Below are 19,133 nucleotides of genomic sequence, written 5' to 3' on the forward strand. Positions count from 1 at the left end.
GCACACAAGATCTATCAAGATGCTGTCACGCTATGGACGGCAGGGTCTCAGGTCGCACCAGGCCGAGCAGGTCCTGCCCGGTCGTCAGGCGCAGCAGTTCGGCCAGCACGAAGTCGCCCAGGCGCCGCACCTCGCCGCCGATCGAGCCGGCCACGTGCGGGGTCAGGGTCAGGTTCGGCAGGTCGAACAGCTCGGAGTCGGCGGGCAGCGGGTCCGGGTCGGTGACGTCGGCGACCGCGAACAGCCGGCCCGCCCGCAGCTCGTCGGCCAGCGCCGCGGTGTCCACCAGGGCGCCGCGCGCGGTGTTGATCAGCGTCGCGCCGTCCTTCATCAGGGCCAGCCGGCGCCGGTCCATCTGGTGCCGGGTCTCGGCGTTGCTCGGCGCGTGCAGGCTGACCACGTCGCAGGACGCCACCAGGTCGTCGAGCCCGGCGGGTACGGCACCGAGCTTGAGGACCTCCTCGTCCGGCACGTAGGGGTCGTGCACGAGGACGGTCGCGTCCAGGACCCGCAGCATCTCCACGACCCGGCGGCCGACGCGGGACAGCCCGACCACCCCGATGACCCGCCGGTGGTTGCCGACCGGGCCGAAGTCCAGCGACCAGTGCTGCCAGTCCCGGCCGTCCCGGCCCGCACGGAACGCGCGCTCCATCTCCGGCAGCCGCTTGCCCGCGCTGATCACCATCGCCAGCGTGTACTCGGCCACCGGGACCGCGTTGTCGGCGACCGCCGAGGAGACCACCAGCCCGCGGGCCCACGCGGCCTCGGTGACGTGGTGCTTCACGCTGCCGCCGGAGTGCAGGACGGCGCGCAGCGCCGGCATCCGGGCCAGCGCCGCCTCGTCCAGCACCGGGCAGTCCCAGCCGGTGACCAGCACCTCGGCCCGCTCCAGCGCCGCGGCCGCCCGAGGATCGCCGAAGTCGGTGACCACCAGCCCCGGATCGGCCTCGGCCAGCCCGGCCAGCCGGGCCTCGGCCGCCGCGTCGAACAGCAGCGGACGCAGCGCCGGGCGCATGGCCAGGACGACGGTCGGACGATCCATGCTGCGGTGGCGCCTTTCGGATCTGACGGCAAACGAACAACGGGGACCAGTGTCAGAACAAGGTAACCGGAAGTCAATACGTTCGATGAGAATCGATGAGAAACAAACAAAAACGTAACTCGGACTTGCCGGAACGCCAACGCACCCCCATGCTGTGAACGGTTCTGACTGATAGCTTCTGCTCCAGGAGGTGGTCCGTGCTCGCCGCCAGACGGCACGCCCTGATCCTTCGCCTGGCCCGCGAACGCGGGTCGGTGCAGGTCGCCGAGCTGGTCGGCATCCTGGGGGTGTCGGACGTGACCGTCCGCCGCGACCTGGACCAGCTGGCCAAGGCCGGACAGCTGGACAAGGTGCACGGCGGCGCGGTGCTGCCCGCCTCCGCCGAGCCGGCGGCCCCGGCGCGGCCCGCCCAGGACCCGGCCGAGGAGACCGACCTGCCGGTCGTCGGCGCCCTGATCCCGAAGTCCTCGTACTACTTCAACCGGGTCGTCGACGGGATGCGCCGGGTGCTGCGCGAGCCCGAGGGGCGGCTGCTGGTCGCGGTCTCGGACTACCAGTCCGGGCAGGACCTCTCGCTGGCGATGGGGCTCGTGGACTCCGGGGCGCGGGCCGTGCTGCTGGCGCCGACCGACGAGGTGGAGTGGGCCGGCGCGCTGGGCGTGCCGACGGTGCTGGTGGAGCGGCGCTCGTACGGCCCCGCCGCCGCGACCACGTCGTGGGTCCGCACCGACCACGAGACCGGCGCCGGGCTCGCCGTCCGGCATCTGCACGAGCTCGGGCACCGCCGCATCGCGATGTTCGCCCGCGGCGAGACGCCGACCTCGCGCAGCGTGCTGAGCGGTTTCGAGCAGGCCTCGGCAGCGCTGTCGCTGCCGGAGATGCCGCGCATCATCGGCAGCACGGACCTCGAGGGCTGGCCGAAGTGGGGGCCGGAGCAGATAGACGCGCTCGCCGAGCGGCTGCGCGCATCCGAGGCGACCGCGCTGCTGGTCCACTCGGACGAAGACGCGTTGGCGCTGCTGCAGAACGGCTTCGCGACGCGCTTCGCGGTGCCGCGCGAGATCTCGATCGTGGCGTACGACGACGAGTTCTCGGCGTTGACGCGGCCGGCGTTGACCGCGGTGTCGCCGCCGAAGGAGTCCGTCGGCGAGCTGGCGGTGCGGACGCTGCTGGATCTGGTGCGCGATCCGAGCGCCCCGGCCCGGCACGTGGACGTCTCACCGCGGCTGATCGTGCGCGAGTCGACGGGGGTCGCCCGCTCGGCGTAAGGGGATCGGCTCGCTCGCCGGGTGCCATGGTCGGGGTCGGGGTCGGGGTCGGGATCGGGATCGGGATCGGGATCGGGATCGGGATCGGCTACAGGGTGCCGCGCCAGCCGTCGTCCCCGTGGTGCCGCCTCAGGATCCGGGCCGGCACACCGCCGATCAGACAGTGGTCGGGGAAAGATCCGCGCACCACCGCACCGGCCGCCACGGCCACGTTCCGCCCGAGCGTGGTCCCCGGCAGGATCACCGAACCGACGCCGAGCCAGCAGCCGTCGCCGATGGTCACCGGCTTGTCCTCGGGGTCCTGGCGGCCGATCGGGGTGTCCAGCGCGGTGTAGGCGTGGTTCTGGTCGGTGACGTACACGTACGGCCCGAAGAAGACGTCGTCGCCGATGTCCACGCGCAGGTGCGCCACGATGTGGCTGCCGCGCCCGATCGAGCAGCCGCGGCCGATGCGCAGCACGATCTCCTCGCCGAAGTCCTCCCCCGGCCAGCCCACCGCCAGGCTCACGCCCTCCCCGACCAGCGTGCCCTCGCCGATCGCCATGTACTGCTCGTTGTAGAGCGCGCCGAGCGGGAACGACAGCGCGGCGCCGGGGCCGAGATGCGCGAAGCGGTAGCGGCCGGGGCTGGTGGAGGTGACGCGGCCGCGCACCCGGGCCCAGTCCCAGACGCCCCGTATCGCGGCGGCGGTGAGACGGTCGATCCAGCGGGGACGACGGGGCACGGGGGTCTCTTCTCGGCATGATCACATCAGGGGGATCGCGGTCAGCATACGACCGGCGCGGACGGGCCGCGCTTTGTGGTCGGGGGCCTGCATTGTGCCCGCCGCAGGCAGGTCGCCGCACGGTAGGGTGTGCCGTCCCGTTGCGCCGTCCGCTGCTTTCCGATGCTCCGCCCGGAGGACTCCCGCCGATGACCGTCCCCGACGCGACCGTGCCGGTCACCACGTGTTACCGGCATGACGGGCGTGAGAGCCACATCCGCTGCACGCGCTGCGACCGGTACATCTGCCCCGACTGCATGCGCAACGCCTCAGTCGGGTTTCAGTGCCCTGAGTGTGTACGGGACGGGAACAAGGACGTGCGCCAGGCGCGGACGGTGTTCGGAGCGCCGGCGGCCTCCGGCGGCGCGCGGCCGGTGGTCACGATCGCGCTGATCCTGCTCAACTTCGCGGTGTACGCGGCGGAACTGATGCAGCACTCTGTCGTGGACAAGCTCGGCATGCTCTCCGACGCGTTGCGCGGGCCGAACAACGCGCTCTACGAGCCCATGGCGTCGCCGCCGCCCGGATACCACCCCATCGGCGTGGCGCACGGCGAGTGGTACCGGATGATCACCTCGGCGTTCGTCCACATCCTGCCGAACCAGCCGCCGCTGGGGCCGATGCACATCCTGTTCAACATGCTCTCGCTGTGGATGTTCGGCGTGGTGGTCGAGCAGCAGATAGGGAAGGTGCGCTACATCGCGGCGTATCTGCTGTCGGCGCTCGGCGGATCAGTGTTCTGTTACTTCCTGACCGCGCCCTACACGCAGTCGATCGGGGCCTCGGGCGCGATATTCGGCTTGATCGGCCTGTACTTCGTCCTCAGCCGCAAACTGCACTTCGATCCCCTCGGCGGTCAGCGCCAGCTGATCATCGCCGTCCTCTGGCTGGTCCTGGCCTCGCGCTTCACCTCCTGGCAGGGACACCTCGGCGGCCTGGTGACCGGCGCGGTGATCGGGCTGGTCTACGTCTACGCGCCGCGCGCCCGGCAGGTCGCCGTCCAGACGGTGGGTTTGGTCGCGATACTGGCTGTGTTGATCGGCGCAACGGCAGTGCGGACATCGGTGCTGCACTCGTCGGACGAGGAGGGCTTGGTGACGCATGGAAGAGCCGCTGATGTGGCAGGTGGTCCAGCAGCAGAGGGCCTGGCTGGACTCCCACCCGGACACTGACCCGGCGCTCGCGGTCCCGCTGCGGGTGCTGAAGGTCGCGGAGGAGGCCGGCGAGGCCGCGGCCGCGCTGATCGGCACCACCGGCCAGAACCCGCGCAAGGGCCGCAGCCACACGGCGGCCGACCTGGCGGCAGAGCTCTGTGACGTCATCACGGCGGCGTCGGTCGCACTGGCGACGGTGGTCCCCGATCCCGAACGCGTCCTGCGGGACCACATCGGGCGGGTCTACATGCGCTCGGTGGAGGCCGGCGCACCACGGCTGTCGGAGATCGGCACCGGCCAGGACCGTGCGGCGTGGGCCGCGTCCCTGCCGAAGGTGGTCGTGGGCGCGACGATGCTGTTCTTCGACGAGGACGGCAAGGTCCTGATGGTCCGCCAGTCCTACCGCCGCGACAAGACCTGGAGCTTCCCCGGCGGCGGCGTCGAGGAGGGCGAGTTCCCCGCCGCGGGCGCCCGCCGCGAGGCGCTGGAGGAAGTCGGCCTCGACGCCGAACCCGGCGCACTGCTGATGGTCGACTGGCGTCCCCGCGACGGGGAACGCCCGCCGCTCATCCACTACCTCTACGACGGCGGCGTCCTCGGCGCCGAGGACATCGCGCGCATCCGGCTGCAGGACGGCGAGATCGACGAGTACGGGTTCTTCGACCTCGACGGCGCGCGCGACCGGCTTCCCCCGCACGCGTTCGACCGGCTGGCGCACGCGCTGGCCGTGCGGGAGGGGCGGATCCCGGTGCAGGATCTGGAGGAGGGGAAGATGCGGCGGACGGGATGATGCGGTGAGCGGCGTGAGTTGGCGCGACAGTCGGCAGATCGGCCCGCGCATCACGCAGCGCTCGTTCACCATCGACCGCCCGCCGGAAGAAATCCCCGGCACCGTCTGGACCCCGACCAGGCGCTCGGGAACGCCGCCGCCCCTGGTCCTGCTGGGGCACGGCGGCAGCGGCCATCGCCTCAGCGACCGGATCGTGGCGATGGCGGCCCGGTTCGCCGCGGCCGGCTACGCGGCGGCGGCGATCGACGGGCCCTTCCACGGCGAACGCGTGCGAGCACCGCTGACCCCGGCGGAGTACCAGGCGCGCGTCGCCGCCGAAGGCATCGGCGCTGTGCTGGACCGCATCGCCGCCGACTGGGTCGCGACGACCGCACACCTCGCGGAAGCCGGGATCGCCGACGGGACGCGGGTGGCATACGTCGGACTGTCGATGGGCACCCGATTCGGCCTCCCCGCCGCAGCCGCACTCGGACCGTCGCTGCGATGCGCGGTCTTCGGGAAGTTCGGCCTGACATCGAGCGCAGCGTTCAACCCGGCGCTCCACGTTCCGGACCGCGTGCGCCGCGACGCCGCGCACATCACCGCACCGGTCTTCTTCCACATGCAGTGGGACGACGAGCTCTTCCCGCGGTCAGGCCAACTCGATCTGTTCGACGCCTTCGCCGGCGCCGACAAGGAACTTCACGCCTTCGCGGGACGCCACAGCCACACGCCGCAGCATGCTCCGGGGCTGTGGCGGTCGTTCGTCGAACGGCATCTCGCGCCGGCCTGAGGCCGGTGAGGCGCGCACCTCACCCCGACCTCGACCGCTGCCGAGGAATCCCGCCCAACCGCTCCCGCACCATCTCCGCCTCCGGCCGCCGAGCCGCCTCGAAAACCGCCAGCGCCTCGCGCCACGTGGCCCGGGCAGCGCCGTGATCGCCCCGGTCGCGAAGCGCGTCGCCCAACCGCATGGACGACAGCGCCGCCTGCGTCCGGTCCCCCTCGCCGAGGCACGCGTCGATCGCCCGCCGGTAGCAGGCCAGCGCCTCATCCAGCTCGCCGAGCCGGTGGTGCACCAGCGCCAGGCTGTCCCACAGCATCCCGATGTGGTCCAGCCGGCCGGTCGCGAGCTTGAGCCTCAGCGCCTTGCGACAGCACGCCAGCGCCTCGGGCAATCGCCCGAGGTGCGCGTAGCTCCAGCCCAGCGCGTTCAGCCCCGACGCCTGCCCGTGCGGATCCTCGGCGGCCTCCGCGTATGCCAGGTACTCGTGCAGCAGCGGCACCGCCGCCGCCAGATCCCCCTGCACCACGCGCACGTTCGCCACCGTCCGCTTGGTCTCCGCGATCCCCTGCGCGTGCCCGGCCGCGCTGTACAACTCCAGCGCGAGGTCGAGGTGGCGCAGCCCGCCCTCGGGATCGCCCAGCCGCGGCAGATCGCGGCCGAACATCCGGTGCACATGCGCCTCCGCGACCGGATCCGCCAGCCGTCGCGCCGCGTCCAGCGCCAACCGCGCGTTGGCGACGTCCTCCTGGAGGCGCCCGATCCGCGTCAGACCAGCCGACAGCGCGCACGCCAGCTGCCACACCTCGACGTCCAGACCCGCCGCCGCCACCGCCGGAACCAGAGCACTGAGAACATCACGCTCCCCGTCGAACCACGCGATACCGCCGGCCGTGTCGGTGATCGACGTGCTCACCGTGTCCGGGGCCGGCGGCGGCAGGTCCGCCGGAGACGGCAGCGCGACCGTCGAGCCGAACATGTTCGCGCTGACCGCCGCGCGCAGGTAGTGGTCCACGAGCCGCCGGAACGCGGCGTCCCGCTCCCCTTCGCCTTCCTCCGCCGCCAACCGCTCGGCGGCGAACGCCTCCAGCAGGCCGTGCCGCCGATACCGGCCGTCCGCGTCCGCCGTCGCCATGTTCATCGACACCAGCTCAGTCAGCGTGGCCTGCGCGTCGGACACCGGCACCCCGGCGAGTGACGCCGCCGCGCCCACCGCCGAGTCAGGGCCCGGATGCAACGCCAACAGCCGGTACAAGCGCGCCGCCTGCGGGCTGAGCTGGTGATACGACCACGACAGCACAGCCCGGACGTTCACCGCCGCGTCCCCGCCGTCCAGCGCGCCGAGGCTGCTGCCGATCTCGCTGAGCTGCGCAGCCAGCTCCTCCAAGGGCGTGTGCGGCCGGACCCATGCCCGCCCCGCCGCCACCACGAGCGCCAACGGCAGGTGAGCGCAGTGTTCTGCGATGGCCGCGAGCGCGCCCTCGTGACCGTCGGTGCGCGCGGCTCCCAACCGCAGGTTCAGCAGTTCCCGCGACTCGTGCGCCGCCAACGGCTCCAGGCTGACGCTGCGCGCGAAGTCGATGGTCACCAGGCTGGCCAACGCGTTCCGGCTGGTCGCCAGCACCTGCGCGGGGCCGGCCGGCGGCAGCAGCGGACGCACCTGGTCGGAGTGCCCGACGTTGTCCAGCACGATCAGCACCCGCTTGCCGGCCAGGACCGCGCGGTACAGCGCGACCCGACCGGCGGCGGTGGCCGGCATCCGATGCTCGGGAATCCCGAAGCAGTCCAACAGGATCCGCACCGATTCGTCGATGGTCAGCGGCGCTCCGCGATCCGCGAACCCTTTCAGATCCAGGTAGATCCGGCCGTCCGGAAACGCCGGCGCGGATCGGTGGGCCCAGGTGAGTGCCAACGCTGATTTACCGACGCCGGCCATCCCGACCAGCAGCGTCAGCCCCGGCAGCTCCGGCGGGTGGTTGCCGTCCATCGCCTCGGTCAGGCGCGCCAGCTCGGCGGCGCGGCCGACGAAGCGGCGCGGCGGCGGTGGCAGCTGGTCGGGGAACGGCGGGTCCGTCGAGAACGGCTCGGCGTCGCGGACCGCGGCGAGCGCCCCCGGCATTGGCAGCTCCGGGACGGCGACCACCGGCCGGGACAGGCTGCGCGGGCCGAGCAGTTGCTCCACCAGGGTACTGACACCGGCGCCGCGCAGGGTCTCTTCGTAGAAGCGGCGCAGCGTCGGGGAGGGTTCGGAGCCGAGCTCCTCCCGCAGCCGCAGCCGGACCTGGCGATACCACTCCTGCGCGTCGGCGTGCCGGCCGGCGCCGTACAGGGCCAGAAAATGCCGCTCGTGGAATGGCTCATTCAGGGGATGCGTACCGGACAACGCGCGTAAGGAGGGCAGGATCGCGTCGAAGTCGCCGCAGGCCAGGTGCGCGTCGATCCGCAGCTGCTCCAATCGGATCCGTAGTTCGTCCAGATACGGCAGGTGTTCGCCGCGCAGCTCGTCCGATTCCACGTCCGCCAGCGGCTCGCCGCGCCACAGGCCCAACGCCGTGGTCGCGGCGTCCCGGGCCGGCGACCAGCGGCCCTCGGCGGCCGCGGCGCGGGCCCGGCACTCCAGCTCGGCGGCGTGCACGTGGTCGATCTCGTCGCCGGATTCGGGGGCGAACAGGTAGCCGCGGCCTTCGTGCCGGACGCGGGCGGCGCCGTCGGGGCCGAGGACCGCGCGCAGCCGGGAGACGTACGTAGCCAGCCCGGAGCGCGCGCCGGCGACCGGGCGGTCCGCCCACAGCGCCCCCACCAGCGCGTCGAACCCGACGACCTGTCCGGGGCGCAATAACAACGCGGCCAGGACCGAACTCTGCTTCCCCGCGGGTACCGAAACCTCAATGCCGGCGTCGTCCCAGACTTTCAAAGACCCCAACACCGCGTAGCGCACGTCCCCGTTCCCTTCGACCCCACTCGGCGCCCGCGCAATGCGCGCGCAATCCGGTGCCGCCATCATGGGCAAAAACATTGTCGAATGTCGAGGAGGTTCCACCATGGCCAGCCAACCCGCGTACCAGCTGACCACCCAGGTGTGGCGGATTCCGGCCGGACCATTCGATTTCGTCAACAGCTTCGCGATCGTGGAGGACGACGGCCGGGTCTCGCTCGTCGACACCGGCATGCCGAGCTCGATGAAGCGGATCGAGGCCGGGCTGAAGGCGATCGGCAAGGGCGTGCCGGACGTGCACCGCATCGTGCTGACCCACGCGCACGGCGACCACGCCGGCGGCGCCGCGAAGCTGAAGGAGCGCACTGACGCCGACATCTCGATCAGCGCCATCGACGCCCCGTTCGCCCGCGACGGCTTCGCGCCGCCCCGCGACGGCTCCACGGTCGGCGGCAAGTTCCTGAACCTGCTCGGCCGCAGGGGCAACAAGTTCGCCAAGGTGATCATCGGCGAGGAGTTCGCCGACGGCGACGTCCTACCGGTCGGCGGCGGCCTGCGCGTGGTGCACACCCCCGGCCACACGCCGGGGCACGTGGCGCTGCTGCACGAGGCCGACGGCGTCCTGATCACCGGCGACTCGATCTGGAACGTCCGCAAGATGGGCTGGGGCGTCCGCGCCTTCTGCACCGACATCAAGCTGAACCAGAAGACCGCGGACGTCCTCGGCGAGATGGACTACGAGATCGCCGCATTCACCCACGGCAAGCATGTGACCCAGAACGCCCGCGAAACCGTGCGGCGATTCCTCAAGGAGGCAAAACGCGCATGACCGACCTGCACACCGACCGGCTCCGCCTGCACCCGCTCACGGTCGAGGAGGGACGCCGCATCGTGGACACCACCCCCGCCGCCGCCGACACCTGGGCCGAGGACTTCCCGATGCAGGACGACCGCGACGGCGTGAAGGGCTTCCTCGCCGCGGCCGAGGCAGGCCACGACGCGGGCCCCTTCGGCTGCTACCGCATCGACCGCGACGGCGCCGCGATCGGCACCATCGGCTTCTACGGCCCCCCGGACGAGGACGGCCAGGTGATGTTCGGCTACGGCCTGGTCCCCGGCGCCCGCGGCGCCGGCTACGCGACCGAGGCCCTGGCGGGCCTGGTGGCGATGTGCCGTTCGCACGAGGCGGTGCGGGCCATGGTCGCCGACACCGAGGCGAGCAACGTGGCCTCGCAGCGGGTGCTGGACAAGACCGGGTTCGCGCTGGTGAAGGAGGAGGGCGGGATGTACTACTACCGGCTTGAGGTGGCCAAGGGCTGAGCGGGCGAGCCGACTGAGCGCCGGGGCCGCGGACGATTCGCTGCCCCGGCTGCTGCTTTCCGGCACATGTGGAGCCCGGCGACAGGCGATATCGGCCCGCCGGCACCCGTGAAATCGCCGAGGCTGCGGCGATCCGGTGCAGCGCCTGCCGCCAGCACCACGCCAGCCGACCTCACCGCACCCCGACCGTCGACTCCCGCACCACCAACTCCGTCGCGATCGCCACCGGCCCCGCCGCGTCCACCGCCCCCGCGGCCGCGGCCGCAGCCGCCGCCCCGCCGTCCAGCGCCGCCGCCAACAACCGCGCCGCCTCCGCCCCCATGTCGCGCAGCGGCCGCCGCACCGCGGTCAGCGGCGGTGCCGTGAGCGCGGCGTGCCCGGCGTCGTCGAAGCTCGCCACCGCCACGTCGTGCGGGACCGGCCGGCCGACCTGGGTCAGCATCTGCAGCACGCCCGAGGCCGACAGGTCGTTGTGCGTGAACACCGCGTCGAACTCGACGCCGTCCGCCACCGCGCTCGACACCGCCACGCGGCCCGACTCGCCCGAGTAGTCGCCGGGGAACCGTGCCTGCGGCGGTATCGGGAAGCCCGCTTCGGCGAACGCGTCCGTGAAGGCCGTGATGCGCGAGACCGCGCAGTCGTAGCCCTCCGGGCCGCCGACCACCAGCGGCCGTCGCCGCCCCAGCGCCAGCAGGTGCTGCGCCGCCTGGCGGGCGCCCGGCTGGTTGCCGGTCGCCACCACCGGGGTGCCCGGGCCGGCCTCGCGGTCGCTGATCAGGACCACCGGCAGGCCGGCGGCGGCCATCTTGGCCACCGCGGGCGCCGTCTCCTCCGGCTCGATCACCAGCAGGCCGTCGAAGGCGTTGGCGTCGACGTGGCCGGCGAAGCGGCGGAAGGAGTCGTCGCCGAGGCCCCGGGTGAACAGCATCAGGCCGTGCCCGCTGCGCTCCATCGAGTCCGCGACGCCCTGCATGACCTGCGCGATCCACGGCCGCGTGAGCGTCGGCGCGAGCACCCCGACCACCCCGGTCCGGCCCTTGGCCAGCGACACCGCCCGGGCGCTGGGCACGTAGCCGAGCTCCTTGACGACGCGCCGCACCCGGGCCTCCGTGGCCGCGTCCGTCTCCCCCTTGCCGTTGAGCACCCGCGACACCGTGGCCTTGCTGACCCCGGCCCGCAACGCCACGTGGGCGATGGTGACCCGCATTCCGTTCCCCCGTCCTACATAAAATCCCCGACAGGATTGTGGCACGCCGAACACCGCGCGTGGCCCACATGGTGAAACCAGTGACGGCGGAGCCACGCGTGGTGGCTCCGCCGCACGGCCCGGGCTCCGTCGGGGACCCGAGGTGAACGGTGGATCAAGTGGTTCGGGGAGAACAGCCAGATCAGTAGGAGGTGGTGATCGTCACCCCGCTGAAGGCGGTCTGCCCGTAGAGCAGGTAGGAGTTCGTGGCACCGAGCAGGTCGATGTGGTTCAGCGCGAAGCTGTTCAGCGTGTCGATGACGCTCGGGTCGGCGGTGACGCTCGGGTCGGCGGTGACGGCCGAGACGAACGCCGAGAACTGGTGCCCCCGGAACAACGGCGTGTAGACGTCGTGGTGAGGATAGATCCAGCTCCGAGTAAGGCAAAGCACGAACATTGAGGGACCGGTGGCATCCGCGCCACCGGCCCCTCGAATATCAAGCTTCTGTTTCCTCCGCGCCGCTAACCGCCCGGCTGGGAATCCATCGGCCGTAGTTGTCCTCCTCCGGCGTCGAGGATGCCGAGTCCGCTCCCCGTGGTGGCTGCCGCGCCGGTCAGCACGACGGCCGCGGTGTGCTCGGGCGCCGCGACCGTCTGCCGGACGTTTCCGGCGGCGTCCGCGACCGCGACCTTCACGACGTGCCGCGTTCCCGCCACCAGCAGGTAGACCTTGCCGTCCGGGGCGCGCCAGCGGGCCTGCGCGACGACGTTCTGGCCGAGCGCCGAGCAGGTCCGGCCGTTCGCCTCGGTGCCGGTCACGGTCGCCGGGGCCTGCGCGGACGGCGGCAGGAACTCGCTGGCCGCCGAGCCGCTGCCGGACCACTGGTCGGCGCGCAGGCAGACCCATGACGCAAGGCCCTGAGATTCCGGCAGCGGCTGCTGCGCGAAGACCCAGGTGTCGATCTGCTTCACGTCCTGACCCTGGAGCGCCGGCAGATCGCAGGCCACGCGCGACTCGGCGCCGTAGGTGTCCGGAGTCGCGACCTCGCGCGGGGTCTGGGTCGGGTCGCCCTTCGGCGGTGCGGTGTAGAGCAGGTGGGTGCCGGTCACGCCGCCGAGGTCCGTCAGCGCGAACGTCTGGCCGCCGACGGTCGCGGAGGCGTGCAGTTGGAGCGCGGGCCAGGAGCCGCAGCCGGAGGCCGGCGGCCTGGGCAGCGCGTCGGTGACGCCGTCGGAGATGGTCGCCGGGGACGCGGCGACGGCCGGAGTTCGCAGATCCCTGACACTGACGCCGTCGACCCACGGGGCGACGAGCCACCGGTCGCCGGCGTCCGTCGAGCGGAGCACGACGGCGCCGGCGGATGTCAGGTCCGAGTCGTCGGCGCGGACCACGTCCAGACGGACCGGGTCGTCGGCGGTCGGGGCGTCGGGGAGCGTGTAGCGGGCCAGGCGGGTCGAGTCGAAGAGGAGGACGACGGTCGCGCCGTCCAGCTGTCCGTTCCACAGCACGTGGACCGGTTGGAGCGGCGGGCCGGCGGCGGCGCCGGGGCCGAGCTTGAGGACATCAGGGTGCTGTGTCGTCCAGGCGTCGAGGGCCGGGCCGACGGCTGCGGATGACGTCCCGTCACCGCGCGCCGGCCAGACGCCGAAGTCCAGCCGCGGGCTCTGCTGCCACGCGCTGTCGTCCACCTGGATCGGCGCGTGCGCGGGCCCGGCGCTCGCGGCGTCGGCGGCGGCGTCCGCACCGGTCGACCCCGAGCCGCTGACCCCGATCACCACGGCCAGCACCAGCGCCAGTGCCGCAGCGCCGGCCAGCGCCGCACCCCGGGCCTGGCGCCGGCGGCGTGACACGTCGGCGGGGCGGGTGCGCAGCGTGCAGGGGTCGAACTCGGACGATTCCAGGACGTCGGCCGGGTGTTCGGCGAGCAGCCGCTGCGCCGTCTCCATCGCCGCCGGCACGCCGCGCACGCCGGCACCGGAGAGCAGCCCGGCCACCTCGTCGGCGCCGAGGTCCTCGAGCGCCAGCAGCACGTAGGCCATCCGCGCCGTGACGCTCAGCCCGCGCAGTGCGGCGTCCACTTCCAGCTCCTGCGATCCGCCGCCGAGCGGGAAGAGTCGCAGGCCCCAGACATAGGGCTGGTGCAGCGAGCGCGGCCACCAGGTCCGGCGCAGCACCGCGTTGACGACCGCCTGGCGCAGCGTGGCGTACGAGTCGCCGTCCGCCGGCCCCGACGAGCGCCGCAGCCAGCGGCCGGGCAGGCCGAGCAAACCAGCCGGGCCAGCCGGGCCCGCGCCACGGCCGGACAGCGAGCGCTGCGCTATCGCGTGCGCCGCCAGCACCCGGCCGTGCCGGTCGCCTTCCGGCGGCAGCGCCAGGTACGCGATGCGGACCAGGCGCGAATAGTGCAGCACCAAAGCCGCCTCGAGATCCTCCCGCCCGCCTGCGGGGCGGTCGCGATCGTCGAGCACGAGGGCTCTCCCTTCTCCGGGTTGAAGAACGAGTCAGGATGCGGATGGTCACCACGGACATCCGCGCCACACACCCGCTACCCCAACCCTGTCAGACCAAGAGCACTTCTTGTCAGCCGTTTGCCATGAGTGATCGACACCCCCTTTGTCAGAGCCGTGCACGAGACTGTTGACCCATGGCTACCTGGCAGCAGTTCGCAGACGCCGCCCCCGACCTCGCCACCGCGGTCCGGGCCCGCCTCACAGCAACGAAGCACCACGTCCTCGCCACCCTGCGCAAGGACGGCGCACCCCGCGTCAGCGGCACCGAAGTCGACCTCACCGAAGACGGCCACCTCCGCCTCGGCTCAATGGCCGACGCACGCAAAGGCAAGGACCTCAAGCGCGACGGCCGCTTCGCCCTCCACGCCAACCCCGGCGACGGCTCCATGGACGCCGGCGACGCCAAGCTCTCAGGCGTGGCGACCGCACTGCCGGGCGCCGGCCCCGACGACGCCTTCGAGCTGGACCTACGGGAGGTGGTCCTCACGACGGTCGAGAACGACGAGCTGGTGATCCGGCTCTGGACACCCGAGGGCGGGGCACGCGAGATCCGCCGAAAGTAGCACTTGCGCGACGCGGCGCGGCACCGGAACTCAGGCCGCCGCGTAGCACTCAGCTGCCCGCCTGGCTCAGTGCCGAACCGGTTCGCGCCGGCCCTCCGCGAGCAAGCCGCCGGTCTGGCATGGTGTCGCGCGCCCTGCTACTCGCCAAGTACGGCTCGGCAGTCCGGCTGGCTCGGCTGCACTCAGCGACTCGCCTGGCTCAGTGCCGAACCGGTTCGCGCTGGCCCTCCGCGAGCAAGCTGCTGGTCGGGCGTGATGTCGCGCGCGCCCTGCTGCTCGCCAAGTACGGCGCGGCACTCAGCAGTCCGGCTGGCTCGGCGCGCCAGTCCGCCGCGAGCAGACCTCCGGTCTGGCACGGTGTCAAGCAACCCCGCTGCTCGGCTCACGCAGCGCGGCACTCGACTGACTCGGCTCGCGCAGCGCGGCACTGGCTGGCCTGGCTAGCTCGGCTCGGCGCGACACTCCGCGGTCTGGCGGTCTGGCGGTCTGGCGGTCTGGCTGGCTGGCTGGCTGGCTGGCTGGCTGGCTGGCTGGCTGGCTGGCTGGCTCAGCGAACCGCGCGGCCGCTCCCCCGCAACCCCCTCACCCCATAAGAATCCGCCGCGTCCGAGCCGGCGCCCCCGACGGCAGCTCCGCGACAATGTCCCCCAGCGACACCGCCGCCAGGCTCGCGCGCCAAGCCGCGTGCGCCTCGGCCATCGTGCGTGCCAGCGGGCAGGTCTCGCGGCACTCCGCTGCGGCCAGTGCGCCGCGTCCCTGTTGGCGGATCTCGCGGCATTCGTACGGGGCGGCCGCGCCGTCCACCGCCTCCACGATCTGCAGCAGCGTGACGTCCTTCGCCGCGCGTGCCAGGCGGAAGCCGCCGCGGGGGCCGGTGGTGGCCGCCAGGATGCCGGCGCGGGTCAGTGCTTGGAGCTGTTTGGCCAGGTAGGGGGCTGGGAGGTCGTAGTACGCGGCCAGTTGGGCCGCCGACGCGGTGTCGCCGGGTTGCAGCTGGGCCAGGGAGGCGGCGCAGTGCAGGACCCATTCGGTGCTGGTCGGCAGCTTCATGGGTGGGATTCTATCTCAGATATTGCGGATCCATTTAGTCCGAGATAGAGTCGGCGGCACGATCCCGGGAGCAACAGGGTCTTGCGAAAAGGAGCACCATCATGCGCATCGCCGTCGCCGGAGCCACCGGCAACATCGGATCCCTCACCGTCGCGGCGCTGGAGCGCGGCGGGCACGAGGTCGTGGGCATCAGCCGCGGGCAGGGCGTGGACCTGGTCAGCGGGGCGGGCCTGGAGCAGGCGCTGGCCGGCGTGCAGGCGGTCGTCGACGCCAGCAACGGGCCGGTCGGCACGCTGGAGGAGACCGTCGCCTGGTTCGGCGGCACCACCGCGAAGCTGCTCGCCGCCGAGGAGCGGGCCGGCGTGCGGCACCACGTGCTGCTGTCGATCGTCGGCGTCCACCGCGTCGAGGGCAACGCCCACTACGCCGGCAAGCGCGAGCAGGAGCGGCTGGTCCAGGCCGGCACCGTGCCGTGGACGATCGTCCCGGCCACCCAGTTCCACGACTTCCCCGCCATGGTCGCCGGCTGGACGGCGCAGGACGGCGTCGCCCCGATCGCCCCGCTGCTGCTGCAGCCGATCGCCCCCGCGGACGTCGCCGCCGTCCTGGCGATGGTCGCCACCGGCGAGCCGAAGGCCCGCTTCGCCGACGTCGCCGGGCCGGAGACCCAGGACCTGGTCGACATGGCGCGCCGCACCCTCCAGGCCCGCGGCCAGACCGTCAAGCTGGTGCCGACCTGGGACGGCGGCATCTTCGGCGTCGCGATGGCCGGGAACACGCTGCTCCCCGGGGAAGGCGCGCACATCGCGCCGACGACGTTCGACGCGTGGCTGGAGCAGGAGCGCGAGGCCGCGCAGAAGTAGCGGCCCGAGCACTCCGCGGCCGCAGCCTTACCGCCCCGCCGAAGCAGCGGCCGCGCAAACCTCCGAGTGCCCCGCGGCCCCGCTCGTCAGCTCACGCCCAGATACCGCAGAACCGCCAGCACGCGCCGATGGTCGACGTCGGTCTGCGGCAGGTCGAATTTGGTGAAGATGTTGGCGACGTGCTTCTCCACCGCACGCTCGCCGATCACCAGCGTCCCGGCGATCGCGGCGTTGGTCCGGCCCTCGGCCACCAGCGCCATGACCTCGGCCTCGCGCGGCGTGAGCCGTTCGGCGCGCCCGGGCCGCCGGTTCGCCCCGACCAGCTGCGTGACGACCTCCGGATCCAGCGCGGTGCCGCCGGCGGCGACCCGGTTGAGGGCGTCGATGAAGTCGTCGATGTCGACCACCCGCTCCTTGAGCAGGTACCCCACGCCCTTGGAGCTGTGCGCGAGCAGATCGGTCGCGAAGCGCGCCTCGACGTACTGCGAGAACATCAGGATGCCGAGACCCGGATACCGCCGCCGCAGCTCGACCGCCGCCCGCACGCCCTCGTCGGTGTGGTCCGGCGGCAGCCGGATGTCGACGACCGCGACGTCCGGCCCGTGCTCGTCCACCGCCGCCAGCAACGCCTCCGCGTCCCCGACCGCCGCGACCACCTCCTGCCCGCGCGACTTGAGCAGCTGCACGAGACCGTCCCGCAGGATCGCGGTGTCCTCGGCGATGACGATGCGCACGGTGTGGTCGCCCTTCGGTGCGGCGTTATACGGCGGTGGCTGTGGTGGGCTCCACGGTAGCGTGCGGTCTGTGAGCGAGGACGAGTTGGAAATCGACGGCGCGGTGCTTTCCTGGGACGGCGAGTCGTCGCTGGAACGGACCCCGCAGATGCGTTTCTACGCCGACGCCACCGCAGCCGGCGGCAAACGCTCGGTCGTCACGATCGACGCCGCCTGGCTGAACGCGGGCATCGGCGGAACCGAGATCGTCGTCTCGCCGGACGAACAGTACGCGGCCCTCTACCACTACTCCGGCCAGAGCGAGGAGGGCTACAACGCGTTCCGCCTCCGGCCACAGCTGGAGCACGTGGGCGGCTGGGACGAGTGCGGAATAGGAGACACCCCGGTCTTCTCGCCGGGATCGCAGTACCTGGCGCACATCCTGATCACCCGCCAGGGATTCCTCTCCCCATCGGGCGAGCCGGACTCCGAGTTCGACTTCTTCGAAGTCCCCGCCACCAGGCCGCTCGTCTTCGAGTACGCCGACCTCCGCGTCCACGAGCTGCCCGACGGCGGCATCAAGCGCTACCCGCTCCGGGTCCACCTGCCGGCCGACTTCGACCGGTTCCTCGCCGACCAGAACACCTCAGCCGAGGAATGGCTCGGCGAGTCCTTCATGACGCAGCTGGAATTCATCTCGGACCAAGTCCTGCGCATTCAGTGCACGAAGCTGGCCGAGCCGGTCGATGTGAAGCTGCCGATCACCGGCCCGGTCGTCGTCGACATGTCCGGGCTCTAGCCCTCACGCCTTCATCGGCAGCGCGACCGTCACCACCGTCGGCCCACCGGCCGGGCTCTCGATCTCGATCGTCCCGTCCACCGTGCCGACCCGATCGGCGAGCCCCGCCAACCCGCCCCCGGGCCGCATCCGCGCACCGCCGCGACCGTCGTCCATGACGCGCAGCATCAGGTGGCGGCCATCGGCCTCGACCGTCACGGTCGCGCACATGGCATGCGCGTGCTTCGCCGCGTTGGTGAGCAGTTCCGCGGCACAGAAGTACGCCATGGTCTCGATCGCTGCGGCCGGTCGCGGATCCGGCACCCGCACGGTCAGCGAAGTCGGGATGGGACCGTGGGCGGTCAGCGTCCGCAGCGCCGTCTCCAACCCCTGGTCCAACGTCGGCGGATGAATGCCGCGCACCAGGTCACGCAGTTCCGCTATCGCCGTCTTCGCCGTGAGCTGCGCCTGGTCGACCAGGCCGCGACTGTGCTCCAACCGCGCGTCCTCCGCCGACTCCGCCGACTCGGCCGACCGGCCGTCCAGGCTGTCCTTCAGCATCACCAGCTGCATCCCCAGCGCGACCAGCCGCGCCTGCGCCCCGTCGTGCAGGTCGCGCTCGATCCGGCGCAACGTCGCCGCCGAGTCGTCGACCGCGTAGCTGCGCGACCGCTCCAACTGCTGCACGCGCGCCGCCATCCGTCCCGAGCCGAGGACCACGCGATAGAACCGCAGGTCCAGCGCCACCAGCTTGCGCGCCGTCCACGCCGCCAGCGCGACCACCAGCAGCCCGGCGATCGTGAGCAGGAACGAGCGCTGGAGGGTGTCGAACCAGAACCCGAAGATGTGGAGGCCCCGGTGGACGGTGCCGTCGGGTTCGCGCGTGTAGAGGTCGTCCCAGTTCCGCATCAGCGGCCAGAACACCCACAGCAGTCCGTAGAACCACAGCCCGACGCCGACGATCAGGTTCAGCAGCGCGATCGGCAGCCGTACGGACAGGAACGCGGCCTCCGTCCAGCCGCCGCCGTCGCCGCCGAGCATGAAACGGCGCCAGGCCAGCGCCCCGCGCTCGGTCCGTTCGGCCGGCGGCTCCAGCCGCGCCCCGAACAGCCGCAGCACCAGCCCCCGGTACAGCACCCCGAACCCGCGCGCCGCCGCCACCGCGAGCGCGAGCACCCAGGGCCCGATCGGCGTCACCGTGAGCACCACGCCGAGCAGCATCAGGACACTGACGCCGACGAACGCGACGGCCCACAACACGGAGCTGGCCACGAGGTAGAGCGCCGCCGCGACGAAGCCGATGTGCGGGGCCTCGGGGGCGGCGGCGTCCTCGGCAGGCTGCGGTGGCGTGGTGGGCATGACCACCATCATGATCCACGGCCGGCCCGGAACCCAGGGGGCAGGCACGTGGGTTGCACGGTTCGGTTAACCGCC

18 protein-coding genes are annotated in these 19,133 nt (G+C 72.3%); 9 read left to right on the forward strand and 9 right to left on the reverse strand.

What is annotated here, in order from left to right; all coding sequences use genetic code 11:
- Positions 1 to 25 precede the first annotated feature (25 nt).
- Positions 26 to 1,042: a hydroxyacid dehydrogenase gene (locus tag ABH920_RS30905; protein WP_370352721.1), complete on the reverse strand. Its 1,017-nt coding sequence runs from the start codon at positions 1,040 to 1,042 to the stop codon at positions 26 to 28.
- 197 nt (positions 1,043 to 1,239) lie between these two features.
- Between ABH920_RS30905 and ABH920_RS30910 the strand changes: the two genes are divergently transcribed.
- Positions 1,240 to 2,310: a substrate-binding domain-containing protein gene (locus tag ABH920_RS30910; protein WP_370352722.1), complete on the forward strand. Its 1,071-nt coding sequence runs from the start codon at positions 1,240 to 1,242 to the stop codon at positions 2,308 to 2,310.
- Between the two features lie 88 nt (positions 2,311 to 2,398).
- Here the strand turns inward: ABH920_RS30910 and ABH920_RS30915 are convergent, their stop codons facing one another.
- Positions 2,399 to 3,034: an acyltransferase gene (locus ABH920_RS30915; RefSeq protein WP_370352723.1), complete on the reverse strand. Its 636-nt coding sequence runs from the start codon at positions 3,032 to 3,034 to the stop codon at positions 2,399 to 2,401.
- A gap of 188 nt (positions 3,035 to 3,222) precedes the next feature.
- On the opposite strand from ABH920_RS30915, the gene ABH920_RS30920 reads away from it, so the two are divergent.
- The 3 genes from ABH920_RS30920 to ABH920_RS30930 are packed head-to-tail and all read left to right on the forward strand — an operon-like array spanning position 3,223 to position 5,789.
- A complete protein-coding gene (locus ABH920_RS30920; RefSeq protein WP_370352724.1) occupies positions 3,223 to 4,245 on the forward strand; it encodes a rhomboid family intramembrane serine protease in 1,023 nt (340 codons plus the stop codon).
- A complete protein-coding gene (locus tag ABH920_RS30925) occupies positions 4,175 to 5,017 on the forward strand; it encodes an NUDIX domain-containing protein (protein WP_370352725.1) in 843 nt (280 codons plus the stop codon). Before ABH920_RS30920 ends, ABH920_RS30925 begins: the two co-directional genes overlap by 71 nt.
- 4 nt (positions 5,018 to 5,021) lie before the next feature.
- Positions 5,022 to 5,789 carry a dienelactone hydrolase family protein gene (locus tag ABH920_RS30930; RefSeq protein WP_370352726.1) on the forward strand — a complete coding sequence of 256 codons (768 nt, stop codon included), beginning with the start codon at positions 5,022 to 5,024 and terminating at the stop codon, positions 5,787 to 5,789.
- Between the two features lie 19 nt (positions 5,790 to 5,808).
- Here ABH920_RS30930 and ABH920_RS30935 read toward each other — a convergent pair whose 3' ends face one another.
- A complete protein-coding gene (locus tag ABH920_RS30935) occupies positions 5,809 to 8,718 on the reverse strand; it encodes a BTAD domain-containing putative transcriptional regulator (protein WP_370352727.1) in 2,910 nt (969 codons plus the stop codon).
- Positions 8,719 to 8,821: 103 nt separating this feature from the next.
- On the opposite strand from ABH920_RS30935, the gene ABH920_RS30940 reads away from it, so the two are divergent.
- Both ABH920_RS30940 and ABH920_RS30945 read left to right on the forward strand, forming a co-directional pair.
- On the forward strand, positions 8,822 to 9,544 hold the full coding sequence (locus ABH920_RS30940) for an MBL fold metallo-hydrolase (RefSeq protein ID WP_370352728.1): 723 nt from the start codon (positions 8,822 to 8,824) through the stop codon (positions 9,542 to 9,544).
- The gene (locus tag ABH920_RS30945; RefSeq protein WP_370352729.1) at positions 9,541 to 10,035 is read left to right on the forward strand and encodes a GNAT family N-acetyltransferase; all 495 of its coding nucleotides are present in this window, start codon (positions 9,541 to 9,543) and stop codon (positions 10,033 to 10,035) included. The genes ABH920_RS30940 and ABH920_RS30945 overlap by 4 nt, the downstream gene beginning before the upstream one ends.
- 172 nt (positions 10,036 to 10,207) lie before the next feature.
- Here the strand turns inward: ABH920_RS30945 and ABH920_RS30950 are convergent, their stop codons facing one another.
- The 3 genes from ABH920_RS30950 to ABH920_RS30960 form a co-directional block, all read right to left on the reverse strand.
- Positions 10,208 to 11,242 (reverse strand): LacI family DNA-binding transcriptional regulator, encoded by a 1,035-nt coding sequence (locus tag ABH920_RS30950; protein WP_370352730.1) that lies wholly within the window; start codon positions 11,240 to 11,242, stop codon positions 10,208 to 10,210.
- 181 nt (positions 11,243 to 11,423) lie between these two features.
- A complete protein-coding gene (locus tag ABH920_RS30955; protein WP_370352731.1) occupies positions 11,424 to 11,678 on the reverse strand; it encodes a hypothetical protein in 255 nt (84 codons plus the stop codon).
- Positions 11,679 to 11,743: 65 nt separating this feature from the next.
- Positions 11,744 to 13,690: a hypothetical protein gene (locus tag ABH920_RS30960; protein WP_370352732.1), complete on the reverse strand. Its 1,947-nt coding sequence runs from the start codon at positions 13,688 to 13,690 to the stop codon at positions 11,744 to 11,746.
- Positions 13,691 to 13,866: 176 nt separating this feature from the next.
- Here ABH920_RS30960 and ABH920_RS30965 point away from each other — a divergent pair, with 176 nt between their 5' ends.
- A complete protein-coding gene (locus ABH920_RS30965) occupies positions 13,867 to 14,295 on the forward strand; it encodes a pyridoxamine 5'-phosphate oxidase family protein (protein ID WP_370352733.1) in 429 nt (142 codons plus the stop codon).
- A 582-nt stretch (positions 14,296 to 14,877) separates the two neighbouring features.
- Here ABH920_RS30965 and ABH920_RS30970 read toward each other — a convergent pair.
- On the reverse strand, positions 14,878 to 15,345 hold the full coding sequence (locus ABH920_RS30970) for an Rrf2 family transcriptional regulator (RefSeq protein WP_370352734.1): 468 nt from the start codon (positions 15,343 to 15,345) through the stop codon (positions 14,878 to 14,880).
- A 101-nt stretch (positions 15,346 to 15,446) separates the two neighbouring features.
- On the opposite strand from ABH920_RS30970, the gene ABH920_RS30975 reads away from it, so the two are divergent.
- Complete coding sequence (locus ABH920_RS30975; RefSeq protein ID WP_370352735.1) at positions 15,447 to 16,208, forward strand: SDR family oxidoreductase; 762 nt, start codon at positions 15,447 to 15,449, stop codon at positions 16,206 to 16,208.
- Between the two features lie 86 nt (positions 16,209 to 16,294).
- Here the strand turns inward: ABH920_RS30975 and ABH920_RS30980 are convergent, their stop codons facing one another.
- Positions 16,295 to 16,942, reverse strand: coding sequence for a response regulator (locus ABH920_RS30980; protein WP_370352736.1), 648 nt, complete (start codon positions 16,940 to 16,942; stop codon positions 16,295 to 16,297).
- Positions 16,943 to 17,012: 70 nt separating this feature from the next.
- On the opposite strand from ABH920_RS30980, the gene ABH920_RS30985 reads away from it, so the two are divergent.
- Positions 17,013 to 17,720 (forward strand): hypothetical protein, encoded by a 708-nt coding sequence (locus ABH920_RS30985; protein ID WP_370352737.1) that lies wholly within the window; start codon positions 17,013 to 17,015, stop codon positions 17,718 to 17,720.
- A 3-nt stretch (positions 17,721 to 17,723) separates the two neighbouring features.
- Here the strand turns inward: ABH920_RS30985 and ABH920_RS30990 are convergent, their stop codons facing one another.
- Positions 17,724 to 19,058, reverse strand: coding sequence for a sensor histidine kinase (locus tag ABH920_RS30990; protein WP_370352738.1), 1,335 nt, complete (start codon positions 19,056 to 19,058; stop codon positions 17,724 to 17,726).
- Positions 19,059 to 19,133 lie beyond the last annotated feature (75 nt).

It is taken from the genome of Catenulispora sp. EB89 (assembly GCF_041261445.1).
GTDB lineage: Bacteria > Actinomycetota > Actinomycetes > Streptomycetales > Catenulisporaceae > Catenulispora.